The following is a 13,825-nucleotide window of genomic DNA, read 5'->3' on the forward strand; positions in this document are numbered from 1 at the left end:
CGTCAGACTCCGTGCTGTTTGCGGATGGCGACGATCTGTTTGATGTGATGCCTGCCGTGGGCGAGATGAAACTTCGACCACTGGTCGAAGTTCAGCGGACCGAGGATCATATGGTTCACCGCCCTGTGTCTGCTTCCAAACAATGTCTCCGCGGCCGCCAGCTTCTTGTTCATTGCTGAGAGCGCGAGTTCGATCTGCGTAAGGAGAATTCCCGCCGGTGCAGCCTCCTCGCCGACAGGTGCCCGCACGGCCTCCGGAGCGATGCGCCCACTCGGAAAGTATCCCACCCTGAGCACAAGGCATTGGGCGGCCCACTGCATCGGACTCACCTTCGCCTTGGTCGGCTGACCCTTTACGATCCTGGCCTCCATCGCCTTTTCGGTGGCGGCGTAGGTCCTCAGCAGATGGCCAACGATCTGCTGAATCGTCCACTTATCCTGCGCGCCGACGGGCCGGAGCTGCGTCTGGCTGCTGTCGAGTCCACCCAGAGCGAGTTCCAACTCCTCGCTCAGCACTTCCAGATCATCCTTCATCGTCGTTTTAATCTACTCCGGAAGTTTGAATCGAGAAATCGCACAGGCATGCCGCGGAAATCCGGAAGTACCTTGACCTTGGTCCTAGAGGACGGATGCCGTAACTGCGCTATCGGAGGCCCTCGAGTGCCTTCTCTGCCGCCTTGGCCCGCTCTCCGTCAGGCGCAAGCTTGAGATACGTCGTGAATTCCGCCAGCGCTTCGTCGTTCTTGCCCAGTCTCCGAGCCGCCTCACCCAGCACGAAGTGCGCTTCAGGGTAGTCGGGCTGGATCTTCACAGCGTCCTTGGCGCGAAGATACGCTCCCATCTTATTGCCGCTCTGTCCGTAGTATTTGGCGATGCTCAGGTCTTCGTCGACGCGTTCCGTATCAGTCTGGGGTGGAGGAACTTTCTTGTGCTTCTCCTTCAGTTTCGGTGCCGGGCTCTCATCGTCATCGTATTGGCCCTTTGGTCCAGGGGCGTCCGCTGCGGAGGGCAGGTTGTTGCCTGGATCCTTGTCCGGGCTGTCACCGGAAGAGGATGAGGACGATGAACTCGACGGCGAAGGGGCTTCGTCCGGCCGTTTCTCCGATGCCGGCATGTCGGGGTCGGTTGGCATATCCGCAGTCGAGCCGCCGGGAAATGGAAAGGCCTTCCCCGCAGGGGTCTCCGCGGCCTTCTTTTCGGCCGCTGGATCGTGCTGCACGTCCGCGTCTCCCGGCTTATGCTCGACGCTGTCGGAGCCTGGGTAAGGAAACGCTTGCGCAGCGGGTGTTTCGCTGGGCTTAGGCTGTTGCTCGCCGGGGAATGGGAACTGCTGAGCGGCGCGGGTGGAATTGGTTGGAGTCGCCTCCGGCGCAACCTGGTCCGCCGACTTCTTGCCGGTCTCCACCTTTTCCGCAGGGTAGACGGTGGGATCGCAATCCTTCTGCTTCTTGGGCTTCACGGGCTTGCCGTCCTTGCCCAGTGGACAGGGCGGCAGCGTCGTTAAAGGCGGCGGAGGCGGTGTGTAGGTCTGAGCTTTCGCCGTAAGCGGCACGCCCACGAGAAGACAACCGGCCAGCGCTAGACGAATTCCGAGCCGTGTTTCCATCATCAACGAGTTTACCCGTTCCATTCCGAGCTGAGCATCTCAGGGCGCCTCATCGACAGCTTCGCAGTACCCTTCGTTACCTTTGCTATAGTTCGAGAAACGCCCTCTGCTTCATCGCTCTGCCGCACCGCATATCTGACTCGATCGGACACCGAAACGTCATGCTTCCAGGCCTCATCATTCGCTCCTCGTCCATCCACGCTGCCGGCTGTTACACCATGCGGGCAATCAAGAAAGGCGCTCGCGTCTGTGAGTATGACGGCCCGCGCCTGACAAAGGAGGCCGCCGACGATCTTTATCAGGACCGGATGGTCACTTATCTCTTTGGCTACGGCGACAAGGACATGGTCATCGACGGCTTCGGGACTGGTATGTTCGTGAATCACTCCTGCAATCCGAACTGCGAGACGATCGAAGAGGATGAGCGCATCTACGTGAACGCTATCCGGGACATCGCTGCCGGCGAAGAGCTACTCTACGAGTACAACCTCTATGACTCCGACGACGCCAGCCAGGACTGCTACTGCGGAGCGAAGAACTGCCGGGGGACGATGTTCTCGGACCTGGAGTTGAAGCGAAGGAAGAAGCTCGCGAAGGCTGCGGCGAAGGGCACCGCAAAATGACCGAAACAGCCTTCACCCTCACGGATGACGACGGCGGCTCCGCTGCGAACCATATCCCATCGATTTAGCACCACGAAATCCTCGGTTCCAACCCGAATACAATAGAGCCGTGGCCTACCAAGTTCTCGCCCGCAAGTATCGTCCCCAGCGCTTCGCCGATGTCGTCGGCCAGGACCACGTGACCGTCACCATCATGAATGCGCTGACCCAGCAGCGCATCGCTCACGGGTACATCTTCAGCGGCCATCGGGGCATCGGCAAGACCACCATCGCCCGCATTCTGGCCATGGCGCTCAACTGCCGCAACACCATCGGCAGCGAGATCCGCCCGAACGCCGAGCCCTGCGAGGTCTGTGAGTCCTGCACCGAGATCCGCGCCGGAAACGCCGTCGACGTCATCGAGATCGACGCGGCCACAAATCGTGGCATCGACGAGATCCGCGAACTCCGCGACGCAGCCCGCTACCGGCCCAGCCGCGACAAGTACAAGATCTACATCCTCGACGAGGCCCATCAGATCACCGACGCGGCGTTCAACGCACTGCTGAAGACGCTTGAAGAACCGCCAGACCACATCGTCTTCATGATGGCGACGACGCAGCCCGAGGACATTCCGCAGACCGTCCGGTCGCGCTGCCAGCACTTCAGCTTTCACGCCGTCAAGCTAGTCGACATCCTCGGCCAGCTTCGCTACATCGCCAACCAGGAAGGCATCCACGCCGATGATGCCGCGCTTGCCCTGCTTGCTGAAGCCGGTGACGGCTCCATGCGCGATGCGCTCTCCATTATGGACCAGGCCATCGCCAGCGCGCCCACAGAGGACGGCATCGCCCGCCTCGACGCCTCGCAGATTCGCGAGCTGATGGGCACGGTTCCCAATGCAGTCTTCGAGCGCATCCTCGAAGCGGTAGACGCGAATCAATCGGCAGAGGTAATCACCGTCGCCAACCAGCTTCTCGATGCTGGCAACTCGCCCGCGCAGCTTGCCCGGCAGTGCGTCCGCTACCTGCGCAACTGCGTCATAGCGAAAATCTCCAATCTCAATCCGGACGGTTCAAACCTCGATGGCCCTGCCGCCGAACTGCTTCAAATCTCACCCGACGAGCAGCGCCGCGCGGCACGTTCCGCCTCGCTCTTCAGTGAAGAAGAACTGACACGCTTTCTGCAGACCATGCTCCGCACCTTCGACGAACTCGGCTACCGTCAGGAACAGCGCTTCCACTTCGAACTTGGTCTGTTGAAACTGGTCCACCTGCGCCGTCTGCTGCCCATCGAAGAGGTGTTGAGCAAGTTCAGCGCAACTCCGGCAGCAGCAGCCACATCCTCCCGTCCAACGGCCTCCGGCGCATCCAGAGCGGCTGCCGCAGCCAGTCCGTCCGCATCCATGCGCAGCGCGCCGGCCTTCGCTCCCATGCAGGCGAGCCCTCGCCCTGCCGCTCCGGTTGCACCACCTCCGCCCATCCTTCCTCAGCCGCCTGCTCTACCCGCCGTTGCAGCGCAGCCCAAGGTGGCTCCCGCGCCAGAGCCAGTCAAGGTTGCGGCTCCCGCCCCAGCACCTCCGCTAATCGCGCCAGCCGAGCCGAGTGCCCCACATCTCGCTTCTGAGATGTGGGATGCTGCGCCACGCACGACCAGTGCCGCGCCAGTTGTTCCAGTTCCCGCAACTCCAAGCCGTGAAGTCCTTCCCGACATCTACGCAGTGGCAGCGGTAGTCGAGCCAGAGCCCCTCTCCGCTCCCGAAACCCTACCCGCAACTGAAGCCGCAGCGTCGGCTGACACGGACCATCTCCAGCAAGCCGCTGTCGATGCTCTCATGGCTGCCCGCAGCCAGACCACCGCAGCCGATGCCATCGTCGACTCCGACCTCAGCCTCAACGGCAAGACCCTCACGGTGCAAACACAGCTCTCGAAGACCATGCTTCCCATGGTCATCAACGCCGAGGCGGAAAGGATCATCCGGTCGGCGATTCAGGCTATCCTGCCGGGCGTCACTATCACTTTGGTACCTACCACCGCCGCCGCGAAGGCCTCAGCCACAAAGAAACCCCGCGCCGCGGCCTCGGGCTCCGCGCAGGCACGCGCGATGGAGCATCCAATCGTGCAGGAGGCGCAGCGCCTCTTCAACGCTGAGATTCGTAACATCATCGACCTAACCCCGAACGACTAGCCACACGCAGGAGCAGCGCCATGAACTTTTCCGATCTCTCAAAGATGAAAGACATGATGGGCCAGGCCAAGCAGATGCAGGAGCAGATGGAGCGCAAGCTCTCTGAGACTGTCGTCGAAGCCTCGACGGGCGGCGGCGTTGTGACCGCCCGCATGAACGGCAGGAAAGAGCTGCTGAAGCTAAAGATCGACCCCACTGTGCTCGGCAGCAGCAGCGGCGACATCGAACTGCTCGAAGATCTCATCACCTCCGCCGTAAACGAGTGTGGCCGCCGAGCCGACGAGGCGATGAAGTCCAGCATGCAGGGACTGATGGGTGGTCTGAACATCCCCGGGCTCACCAACTAGTACCTAAGGAAAGCATGACGACTCGCTTTGCCGAACCGATGTCACGCCTGATCGAAGAGCTTCGCAAGCTCCCCGGTATCGGCACCAAGTCCGCGCAGCGCCTGGCGTTTCACGTCCTCCGTAGCAGCGATGAAGACGCTCGCGCTCTCGCTCATGCCATCGAGCAGCTCAAGCGACACCTTCGCCTCTGCTCCATCTGCAACAACATCACCGACGTCGATCCCTGCAACTACTGCGCAAATCCGGCACGCAATCAGCGCCTTATCTGCGTACTCGAGGAGCCAACCAACATCGCTACCATCGAGAGGACGCGCAACTACCACGGTGTCTATCACGTCCTCCACGGAACGCTCTCGCCGGTGAATGGTGTCGGACCGGAGCAGCTCCGTATTGCCAACCTGCTGACTCGCGCCGGTAACCTCGCCGAGGTCGACGAGATCATCCTCGCCACCAGTCCAACCACCGAAGGCGAAGCCACCGCCAACTACATCGCGCATGAACTTCATCGCGTCAATCCAGCGCTGCCAGTGAGCCGCATCGCGACCGGAGTTCCTGCGGGTTCAGACATTGAATACGCTGACGAAGTCACGATATCGCGCGCGATGGAGCACCGCCGGACGCTCTAATCAGAACTCGTCGTAAGCCGTGGTATAAACCAAAAATGTTTCAACAGAATTCCTTCCCGGGAGCAGCACAAGACATGTCCAGCCGCCGCCAGTTTCTTCGTCAAAGCCTCGCCTTCAGCGCACTTGCAGCCATGGGCCGGAGTGACGCTTTTGCGGCACCAAAACCGGGCAAGGATGCGCGCCACCTGCTGGTGGTTGGCGACTGGGGCTACGAAGATCCCACGGCACAGATCTCAGTCGCACGCGCCATGGGCGACTACGCGCGCCAACACTCGCTCCATGCTGAAGCCTTGTTGATGCTTGGCGATAACTGGTATGGCGAACTTCCGGGCGGTGTAGACTGCCCGCGCTGGAAGAGCAACTTCGAAGATGCCTATCCAGCTTCCCTCTTTCCTGGGCCTGCCTATGCCATCCCCGGCAATCACGACTACCAGGTGATGCCTGAGAGCAAGCTTGCAGCCGAGCTAGCCTATGCCAAGCGTCCCGGCACGCGTTGGACCATGCCCTCACTCTGGTACCGCGTCGAGTTGCCCGCAAAGAATCCGGTCATGACGGTGATCGCGCTCGACAGCAACGTCAATATTCCGGGACATCCAGCGAAGCATCCCAACTTCACGCTTACCGAAGCCCAGCAGGCGGAGCAGTTGTTGTGGCTTGAAGCGGAGCTCTCAAAGCCACTCAATACATCGTTTCTGGCCGTGATGGGCCATCATCCCATCTACTCCGACGGCCCGCACGGTGACCACTCGGTTCTGATCAGCGACTGGGAGCCCTTGCTTCGCAAGCACAAGGTACATCTGTACCTCGCAGGTCACGACCACGACCTCCAGCACCTGGAGTTCGCCAACCATCCCACCAGCTTCTTCCTCTCGGGTGGTGGAGGAGCGGATCTGTATAAGCTGAAGATTCAGCAGTCGGAGCGCGGCCCTTTTGCCCAGAAGGTCTATGGCTTCTCCCATATCGAGATGACGCCGGAGCTGCTAACCTTGCGCCATCTCAACGAACAGGGTCAGCAGCTCCACGCCTTCACCAAACGACCGGATAACTCGGTTCAGATCATCTCGACCTAACCGGCTATCACCCTCAGGTCGCCACCGGTCATATCCCCGGGTTGCTCCATCTTCAGGAGCGAGAGAATCGTCGGCGAGATGTCGCGCAGGCTTCCACCATCGCGAACGCTCACGCCCTTTTCATCCGTGACCAGAAGAAATGGTACTGGGTTCGTTGTATGTGCCGTATGTGGTCCGCCGGTCGCCGGATCGATCAACATCTCGGCGTTGCCATGGTCCGCTGTGACCAGCAGGCTTCCGCCATACTGCTTCACCGCTTGGTAGATTCGCCCAAGCTGCGTATCGACCGTCTCAACAGCGCGAATTGTCGGCTCGATCTTGCCCGAGTGCCCCACCATGTCCGCGTTGGCAAAGTTCACAATGATGACGTCGAAGGCCGTATCGTTGACCGCCTTCACCACGGCATCGGCGATTCCTGCTGCCGACATCTCCGGCGCAAGATCGTACGTCGCTACCTTCTGCGAGGCGACCAGCTCGCGGTCTTCGCCACCGAAGGGCTTCTCAATGCCGCCATTGAAGAAGTATGTGACGTGAGCGTACTTCTCCGTCTCCGCCACGCGGAGGTTGCGCAGGTTCGCCTGTGCCATCAGGTTCGCGAGCAGGTTGTCCATCGACTCGGCCGGAATCACAATCGGCAGCTTGAAGTTCTTGTCATACTGCGTCATGCAGACGTAGTGCAGCCCTTGTGGCACCAGGCTCCGCGGAATCTCCGCATCGAGTTCCGCGGCCTTCGGTAGCTGCGCGCCGCCATCCGCCGTCAAGCCGGAGTTCCGCGCCAGCACGCGCGTCACCTGCCGCACACGGTCGGCCCGATAGTTGAAGCAGATGCAGACATCCTCATCGCGGATCGGGCCAACGGCCTTGCCATCGAGATCGACGCAGGTAAACGGAGGCACAAACTCATCGGTCACACCGTTCGAATAACACTCCTTTACGCGGGCGATGGCGTCGGTATAGACACCACCAGCCGGAGTTCCGGTGACCATCGCGTCGAAGCCCTGCAGCTCTTTTTCCCAGCGCAAATCGCGGTCCATCGCGAAGTAGCGCCCGCTCACACTCGCCAGCCGACCCACTCCATACTCGGCGAAGTGCTGTTGAAGCTCCTCCAGGTATCCGACGCCACCAGTTGGCAGCGTATCGCGGCCATCCATGAAGGCATGCACGAAGACGCGCGTTAGTTTGTACTGTGCGGCCATCTTCAACAACGCGTACAAATGGCGCTGATGCGAATGCACCCCGCCATCCGACAGAAGGCCCAGCAGATGCAGTGCTCTTCCCTTCTGCCCCGCAAGCTCCATCGCCCGAACCAGCGTTGGATCGGAGAAGAACTCCCCTGTCATGATCGCGGTATCGATGCGCGTCATGTCCATGCGGACGATCCGGCCCGCGCCGAGATTCAGGTGGCCGACCTCGGAGTTCCCCATCTGTCCATCAGGCAAGCCCACGAAGTGTTCGCTGGCCCGAAGCAGCGTATTGGGATACTGTGCCAGCAACTTGTCGTACACCGGCTTCCGCGCCAGCGCAATCGCATTGCCGTTGGTATCCGCGCGATACCCCCACCCATCAAGAATCGTTAGAACAATCGGTCTCGCCATAGGTTCAAGAATAACAAGCCGCGAGTTATTCCTTGACAGCGGAACTGTTCCCGGCAAAGATCGGTGAAACGAAAAACCTTCAGACTTCACTCTTCAAGGCGCTATGGCCACGCTTGTCGCTCCCACCGTAAGAAAGAAACGCGCCGACGACATCTTCTTCACGACGATGTCGGTCATTATGCTGGCGATCATCGTCGTTGGCTTCGCTCCCAGTTACTTCCTTCGCGGAGCCGTCTTTGCCCATCTTCCCAGCCTGCTCGTCCATCTGCACGGCGCGGTCTTCTCATCCTGGATTCTTCTATTTGTTATACAGTCCTCGCTCGTCTCTGCGGGAAACACCCGACTCCATCGCAAGCTTGGGGTTCTCGGAGCCGTGATCGCCGGTCTCATGGTCATCCTCGGCATCCTCACGCCCTTAGGCACGATCCACCGCGCAGCTCACCTACCGTCTTTCTTTACCAACGAGTCGTTCCTGATCGGCAACATCTTTGGCATCCTCATCTTCGGCGCATACGTCGCCGTCGCCATCTGGAAACGCAACAATCGCATCGTCCACAAGCGCATGATGCTCATGGCGAACGCCATGCTGATGAGCCCCTCGCTCTCGCGCATGCCGTTCATGGACCGCCATCCTTACCTGATCGGCCTCATCCCCCTCGGGATGGTCGTCGCCCTCTTCGTCTTCGATCTCTTCACTCAGAAGCGCGTGCTTGCTGTGACCGTCATCGGAGGCATTCTCTTCTGGGCCGCCGATCCGGTCTCGGACTGGATCATAGCCATGCCTCTTTCACACCAGCTTGTACTATGGGCGCAGCACCACCCCTAGGCTCCTTCAGCAGGAGACCATACTACATGGCCACACTCGTCGCGCGCCCCGTCAAAACCCGCACCGACGACATCTACTTCGTTGGCATCTCCGTCGCCATGTTGATCACGGTTGTCGCTGGTTTTTCTCGCACCTATTTCTTCAAGGGCATGTTCCTTGCGCCGCTGCACAGCACACTGCTCCATTTTCACGGCGCCGCCTTCTCCGCGTGGATCATCCTCTTCGTCGTCCAGACACTCCTGGTCGCTGGCCGCAACCTGCCTTTGCACCGAAAGCTCGGCTACGCTGGTGCGGTTCTTACCGGACTCATGGTGATCCTCGGCATAACAGTGACCGTGATCTCCGTTCACGAAGGGCGCACGCCAGACATCTTCACCCCGCCCATGTTCCTCGTCCTCAACATCTACGGAGTGCTCCTCTTCGGGAGTTTTGTAGCGCTTGCGGTCATCCTTCGCAACAATCGCACCGTTCACAAACGTCTCATGCTGCTGGCGACCCTCAATCTTTTCCCCCTGCCACTACGCGGATTTTTGTTTTCATCGTTCATAAGCCTGCGCTGAACGCGGTAACGCTGATTGCCTTCACGCTCAGCCTCCTCGTCTTCGATCTGATCTCCCGCCGCAAACCCTACGCGGTCACCACCATTGGCTCGCTCATCGTCCTATCGGTCTTCCCCATGGCCAACGCTCTCGGACATCTCCCCTTCATGCAGCACTTCGCTGCTTATGTGCTTCGGCCCTAGCTATTTGGTTGCCGCTTTCAATTGCGTCACAATAGTTGCATGGAGACGGTTCGCATCGACAAGTGGCTCTGGGCTGCGCGTTTCTTCAAGACCCGCGCTCTTGCCTCAGACGCCTGCGATATCGGCCGCGTCGAATCGAACGGTCACCGCGCCAAGGCGGCACGCGATGTCCGGCTCGGAGACAAGCTGCGTATCACCAACGAAGCGGGCATCTTTGAGATAGAAGTCCTACAGCTCACCGAAGTACGCGGTCCGGCTGCCGTTGCTCAAGGTTTGTATCGTGAATCAGCAGAAAGCAGGGCCGCGCGCGCTAAGGTGACGGAAGAGCGTAAACAGATGCTCGAAGCCGGAGGCATGACCGAGGGGCGTCCCTCCAAGCGCGACCGCAGGGACATCAACAAACTTCGCGGCCGCATCCATCGCTTTTGATCGAACACTGCAATACTTGCCTTCGGCACCCACGGCCCCTGATACTTTGATCTTCGCTAAAATAGTATCCGGCCAACCAGCACTCGCGGTCGCAGAGGGAGCCTCGCAGATGGCCGATAGGGAACATGTAGACCGCCTGCTATCCGGTGTCGTCGCCTGGAATGAGTGGCGCACCGCCAACCCAAACATCGTTCCCAAGCTTACCGAGGCTGACCTCTTCCGCGGCAGGCTTGATAAAGCCGACCTCCGCAACGCACGCATGCACGGAGCAAACCTGAATCAGGCAAGCCTCAACGGAGCTCACCTCGAGGGCGCGCGTCTGGGTGAGGTGAACCTCAGCAACGCTAAGCTAACCGAAGCCCGCCTTGACGGTACCGACCTCGTCGAAGCTAACCTCAAGGGCGCTTCGCTTTATCGCGCTTCCCTCCGCAATGCGAACCTCGCCGGAGTCAATCTCTCCCACGCCAATCTGCGCAACGCCTGGATATCTCATGCGAACCTGGAGCGAGCCAACCTGAGCGGAGTGATGGCCCAGAGCGACCTCGACCAGTTCAACAGATCCAACCTCGACCAGGCGAACCTGAAGGGGGCGAATCTCTCTGGCGCGAACTTCAGCGGCGCGGACCTCAAAAGAGCCGATCTCAGCGGCGCGAATCTCACCGACTCCGTCCTCTCCTATGCCGAGATGCAGGGCGTCCGGCTCGACCGCGCGATCCTCATCGACACCGACCTGCGCCACGCCGACCTGACAGGCGCGTCCATCTACGGCATCTCGGCCTGGAGCCTGAAGACCGAAGGGGCCAAGCAGCTCGACCTGGTGATTCAGCGCTCCGAGACCGATACGCCCTTCATGCTCGACGACATCGAAGTGGCCCAGTTCATCTACATGATGCTCGACAACCAGCGTGTCCGGAGAGTCATCGACAAGATCACGTCCAAGGTCGTGCTGATCCTTGGCCGCTTTGGTCCGGAGCGGAAGGCGATACTCGACGGACTCCGCGTCCAGCTTCGCCTGCACAACTACCTGCCGATCATCTTCGACTTCGAGAAGCCCGACAATCGAGACCTGACCGAGACCGTCCGCACACTGGCGCACCTTGCGCGGTTTGTCATCGCCGACCTGACCGATGCGAAGAGTCTGCCGCAGGAACTGGAGACCATCATCCCCGGCCTGCCCTCGCTCCCAGTGCAGCCCATCATCCTGACCGGCTCGCCGGAGTACGCCATGTTCGAGCACTTCGAGCGTTATCCCTGGGTGCTGCCGGTCGTCGAGTACCCCAGTCTGTCCGTGCTCGTCGACGCACTTCAGGTCAGCATCATCGAGCCCGCCGAACGTCTGGCCCAGCAGCAGATCGAGCACGCCCCGACCTCAAGGCCGCGTGTCGTCCTCTAGCTCGTGGTCAGCACCAGCACCGTCGCGATCGGGTCAAGCGCCTTTGCGGGCAATGTAACATCGGTGCCGCCGTCCGACTTCGTTACTTTCAGCTTCTTGTGCGCCGGATCGCCCAAGAGGTATGCACCAGTCACATTGCGCTGCACGTTATCGAGGTGAAACGACGCTCCCGGCCACTGAAACAGCTCAATGTAGATCTTGTCCTTCTTCGTAGTAGACCGCCACTTCCACTCCGGAATGAACTTCGGCTTGCCTTCGCCGTCCTTCTCGGTCGCGCTGAAGCTGCCTGCCTCCGGGCCAAACAGTGTCGGTTGCGTTCCGTAGATCGCCTCGCCATTCACCGCCAGCCATTTGCCAACCTGTTGCAGGCGCTCCACCTCAGCCGGCGGCACATCGCCCATGGAATCCGGCCCGATGTTCAACAGGTAGTTTCCACCTTTGCTTGCGATGTCGATCAGATTACGCAGAAGCGTCTCGGTCGACTTGAAGTTCATGTCGTAAGACTTGTAGCCCCACGTGTCGTTCATCGTCATGCAGGCCTCCCAGTCGCGCCCTGGATAACCTTGCGGGGGGATGTACTGCTCCGGAGTATCGGTGTCGCCCTTGTAGCCGCCACCAAGCCGGTTGTTCCAGATGAGGTTGGGGTGCTGGTTCAGCAGCGCGACGATCTCGCCTGCAAGGGCGGGAGTCATGTCCTCGGTCGGTGTATCGAACCAGATGACGACCGGAAAATCTCCATAGTTCGTCAGCAACTCCTTCAACTGAGGAATCGCCTTGGTATGCAGATAGGTTGCAAAGTCACCATCCTGCGCCTTGTCCCAATGATGCGTCGGCAGGTTGTGGTCGCCGGTCTTATAAGCCGCGCCGCCCGGTGCTGTCCAGTCCTGGTCCTGCGAGTAGTAGAAGCCCAGCTTCAAACCCTGCTTGCGGCACTCCTCGGCAAGTTCGCGGATGGGGTCGCGATGGAAGGGCGTCGCCTGCACGATGTTGAATGGATCGGCCTTCGAATCGAACATGGCGAAGCCGTCGTGATGCTTAGCCGTGATGACGATGTACTTCATGCCCGCAGCTTTTGCGAGGGAGACAATCGTATGAGCGTTGAAGTCGGTCGGATTGAACTTCGGTGCAAGCGCCTTGTAGTCGGCCACGGGTATCGATGCGGAGTTCATGATCCACTCGCCGATAAAGCCGACGGGCTTGCCGTCCCACGTCCCTGCCGGGATCGAGTACAGACCCCAATGAATAAACATACCGAAGCGCGCCTCGCGCCACCATGCCATACGCGCATCGCGCTGAGCGGGCGTTTCGGTGTCCTGAATCGCGGCCACTGGATGGGCCGATGCGACGGTGTAACGCTCGCCTTCAACCTGCGCTGATGCTGAACCGGCCCGCGCACCCAGCGCGACCGCAACTCCTGCTACGACCCAACGGCTGATCTTCAATCGCTGCTCCTGGAGCCAGAGCGTCGCGCTCTATGCTCCGAGAAATATCTCACACAGTGCCCACGACACGCACCCCAGCATCAGCAGTCCACACTTATGGTGCAGCGGACTGCTGTAAGTGGAGGGATGAGTGAGCGACACATGAACGTGGTTCTGGATCTTGCAGATCGCGATGCCGACCGCCGCCGCACTGATTGCAATCATGCGCCGGGCAGCGGGTCCCAGGAAAACGATCCTCACACCGGAACGTAAACTCCGCGACAGAGCGTCGATTTTCACGGTGACTTCTCCGGATGTTCCTTGAACCAATTCGCTTGAGCTGTTGCAAGTTCCATACGATGTACTTCGATCACTGCCTGCGCCGCGGCCTGTTGCCTGGCCTTCATGACGACCGCCGTCTGCGCCAACGCTTTGTTTGTGCATTGCCGGAGGATCGCAGCCTTCTCCGGCGTGAACGTCTTTGCCGCGAGTGCCTTCTCTTGTGGCGTCAACATAGCCGCCATACTACGCCGCTCTTCCTCGCTTACTGCTTTAGCAGTTTTGTCGGCTGCATCTTCACCCGCACTCTGTGCACCGGCGAGTTCGTCACCGTTTAGCGCGGCGTTTGAATGGGCCTTCAATGCCGCGCTGGAGACCTTCTGCCCGGCACTCGAAGTTGCTATCTTGGCAAGCAGCCGAGCTTGTGGGTCGGTTAGGCACGCTTCATAGAAAGGCACCGCCGCGTCGACGAAATCAACCTTCGCAATGGCCGCCTCTTCTTCGGAATAAACGTCTGTCGGCCACCAGGGAGGAAGCCCTGACCGCTGTTGCTCCATCTGGTCATGGACAAGCTTCGCATTTGACTCAAAGAATCCGCCCGCGCTAAGCCAAGCGCGAAGACCATCCGGCGTCAGCGAATCACCCGCTGACGCCGGGCCAATCATCAAAAAGAGGAGCAACTTCGGCAACACGGTCAAGGCG

The 13,825-nt window shown here is 60.1% G+C and carries 14 protein-coding genes; 9 read left to right on the forward strand and 5 right to left on the reverse strand.

The features are described from left to right. Positions 1-2: 2 nt before the first annotated feature. The gene (locus OHL18_RS10065; protein ID WP_263374728.1) at positions 3-533 is read right to left on the reverse strand and encodes a hypothetical protein; all 531 of its coding nucleotides are present in this window, start codon (positions 531-533) and stop codon (positions 3-5) included. 109 nt (positions 534-642) lie between these two features. After that, positions 643-1,608 (reverse strand): tetratricopeptide repeat protein, encoded by a 966-nt coding sequence (locus OHL18_RS10070; RefSeq protein WP_263374729.1) that lies wholly within the window; start codon positions 1,606-1,608, stop codon positions 643-645. A gap of 158 nt (positions 1,609-1,766) precedes the next feature. Between OHL18_RS10070 and OHL18_RS10075 the strand changes: the two genes are divergently transcribed. From OHL18_RS10075 to OHL18_RS10095, 5 genes are all read left to right on the forward strand, one after another. Further along, positions 1,767-2,228, forward strand: a complete 462-nt coding sequence (locus OHL18_RS10075) for an SET domain-containing protein (protein WP_263374730.1) — start codon at positions 1,767-1,769, stop codon at positions 2,226-2,228. A 109-nt stretch (positions 2,229-2,337) separates the two neighbouring features. Then, positions 2,338-4,395 (forward strand): DNA polymerase III subunit gamma/tau, encoded by a 2,058-nt coding sequence (dnaX, locus tag OHL18_RS10080; protein WP_263374731.1) that lies wholly within the window; start codon positions 2,338-2,340, stop codon positions 4,393-4,395. A 20-nt stretch (positions 4,396-4,415) separates the two neighbouring features. Then, positions 4,416-4,742 carry a YbaB/EbfC family nucleoid-associated protein gene (locus tag OHL18_RS10085; RefSeq protein ID WP_263374732.1) on the forward strand — a complete coding sequence of 109 codons (327 nt, stop codon included), beginning with the start codon at positions 4,416-4,418 and terminating at the stop codon, positions 4,740-4,742. Between the two features lie 14 nt (positions 4,743-4,756). Continuing rightward, on the forward strand, positions 4,757-5,368 hold the full coding sequence (recR, locus tag OHL18_RS10090; protein ID WP_263374733.1) for a recombination mediator RecR: 612 nt from the start codon (positions 4,757-4,759) through the stop codon (positions 5,366-5,368). 74 nt (positions 5,369-5,442) lie between these two features. After that, positions 5,443-6,438 carry a metallophosphoesterase gene (locus tag OHL18_RS10095; RefSeq protein ID WP_263374734.1) on the forward strand — a complete coding sequence of 332 codons (996 nt, stop codon included), beginning with the start codon at positions 5,443-5,445 and terminating at the stop codon, positions 6,436-6,438. Here OHL18_RS10095 and gpmI read toward each other — a convergent pair. Continuing rightward, positions 6,435-8,033 (reverse strand): 2,3-bisphosphoglycerate-independent phosphoglycerate mutase, encoded by a 1,599-nt coding sequence (gpmI, locus tag OHL18_RS10100; protein WP_263374735.1) that lies wholly within the window; start codon positions 8,031-8,033, stop codon positions 6,435-6,437. The two genes, OHL18_RS10095 and gpmI, sit on opposite strands and share 4 nt — an antisense overlap. Positions 8,034-8,136: 103 nt before the next feature. Here gpmI and OHL18_RS10105 point away from each other — a divergent pair, with 103 nt between their 5' ends. The 4 genes from OHL18_RS10105 to OHL18_RS10120 all read left to right on the forward strand — a co-directional run bounded on the left by OHL18_RS10105 (position 8,137) and on the right by OHL18_RS10120 (position 11,423). Next, positions 8,137-8,859, forward strand: a complete 723-nt coding sequence (locus OHL18_RS10105; RefSeq protein ID WP_263374736.1) for a hypothetical protein — start codon at positions 8,137-8,139, stop codon at positions 8,857-8,859. Positions 8,860-8,885: 26 nt separating this feature from the next. After that, positions 8,886-9,419 (forward strand): hypothetical protein, encoded by a 534-nt coding sequence (locus OHL18_RS10110; RefSeq protein ID WP_263374737.1) that lies wholly within the window; start codon positions 8,886-8,888, stop codon positions 9,417-9,419. Between the two features lie 221 nt (positions 9,420-9,640). Beyond that, positions 9,641-10,030 carry an RNA-binding S4 domain-containing protein gene (locus OHL18_RS10115; protein ID WP_263374738.1) on the forward strand — a complete coding sequence of 130 codons (390 nt, stop codon included), beginning with the start codon at positions 9,641-9,643 and terminating at the stop codon, positions 10,028-10,030. Positions 10,031-10,139: 109 nt separating this feature from the next. After that, complete coding sequence (locus OHL18_RS10120; protein ID WP_263374739.1) at positions 10,140-11,423, forward strand: pentapeptide repeat-containing protein; 1,284 nt, start codon at positions 10,140-10,142, stop codon at positions 11,421-11,423. On the opposite strand, the gene OHL18_RS10125 is transcribed toward OHL18_RS10120, so the two are convergent. Together OHL18_RS10125 and OHL18_RS10130 are read right to left on the reverse strand one after the other, a co-directional pair. Beyond that, positions 11,420-12,865 carry an alpha-L-fucosidase gene (locus tag OHL18_RS10125; RefSeq protein ID WP_263374740.1) on the reverse strand — a complete coding sequence of 482 codons (1,446 nt, stop codon included), beginning with the start codon at positions 12,863-12,865 and terminating at the stop codon, positions 11,420-11,422. The genes OHL18_RS10120 and OHL18_RS10125 overlap by 4 nt on opposite strands. A gap of 275 nt (positions 12,866-13,140) precedes the next feature. Continuing rightward, a complete protein-coding gene (locus OHL18_RS10130; RefSeq protein ID WP_263374741.1) occupies positions 13,141-13,821 on the reverse strand; it encodes a hypothetical protein in 681 nt (226 codons plus the stop codon). Positions 13,822-13,825 lie beyond the last annotated feature (4 nt).

Origin of the sequence: Granulicella aggregans (assembly GCF_025685565.1) — a bacterium.
In the GTDB taxonomy this organism is placed as follows: Bacteria; Acidobacteriota; Terriglobia; order Terriglobales; family Acidobacteriaceae; genus Edaphobacter; species Edaphobacter aggregans_B.

Bases quoted from the DNA above. Each gene is read 5' to 3' on its own strand.
- OHL18_RS10105 (WP_263374736.1), top strand. From the start codon at position 8,137: ATGGCCACGCTTGTCGCTCCCACCGTAAGAAAGAAACGCGCCGACGAC.
- OHL18_RS10070 (WP_263374729.1), bottom strand. From the start codon at position 1,608: ATGATGGAAACACGGCTCGGAATTCGTCTAGCGCTGGCCGGTTGTCTT.
- OHL18_RS10110 (WP_263374737.1), top strand. From the start codon at position 8,886: ATGGCCACACTCGTCGCGCGCCCCGTCAAAACCCGCACCGACGACATC.
- OHL18_RS10115 (WP_263374738.1), top strand. From the start codon at position 9,641: ATGGAGACGGTTCGCATCGACAAGTGGCTCTGGGCTGCGCGTTTCTTC.
- OHL18_RS10085 (WP_263374732.1), top strand. From the start codon at position 4,416: ATGAACTTTTCCGATCTCTCAAAGATGAAAGACATGATGGGCCAGGCC.
- gpmI (WP_263374735.1), bottom strand. From the start codon at position 8,033: ATGGCGAGACCGATTGTTCTAACGATTCTTGATGGGTGGGGGTATCGC.
- OHL18_RS10065 (WP_263374728.1), bottom strand. From the start codon at position 533: ATGAAGGATGATCTGGAAGTGCTGAGCGAGGAGTTGGAACTCGCTCTG.
- OHL18_RS10095 (WP_263374734.1), top strand. From the start codon at position 5,443: ATGTCCAGCCGCCGCCAGTTTCTTCGTCAAAGCCTCGCCTTCAGCGCA.
- OHL18_RS10120 (WP_263374739.1), top strand. From the start codon at position 10,140: ATGGCCGATAGGGAACATGTAGACCGCCTGCTATCCGGTGTCGTCGCC.
- recR (WP_263374733.1), top strand. From the start codon at position 4,757: ATGACGACTCGCTTTGCCGAACCGATGTCACGCCTGATCGAAGAGCTT.
- OHL18_RS10075 (WP_263374730.1), top strand. From the start codon at position 1,767: ATGCTTCCAGGCCTCATCATTCGCTCCTCGTCCATCCACGCTGCCGGC.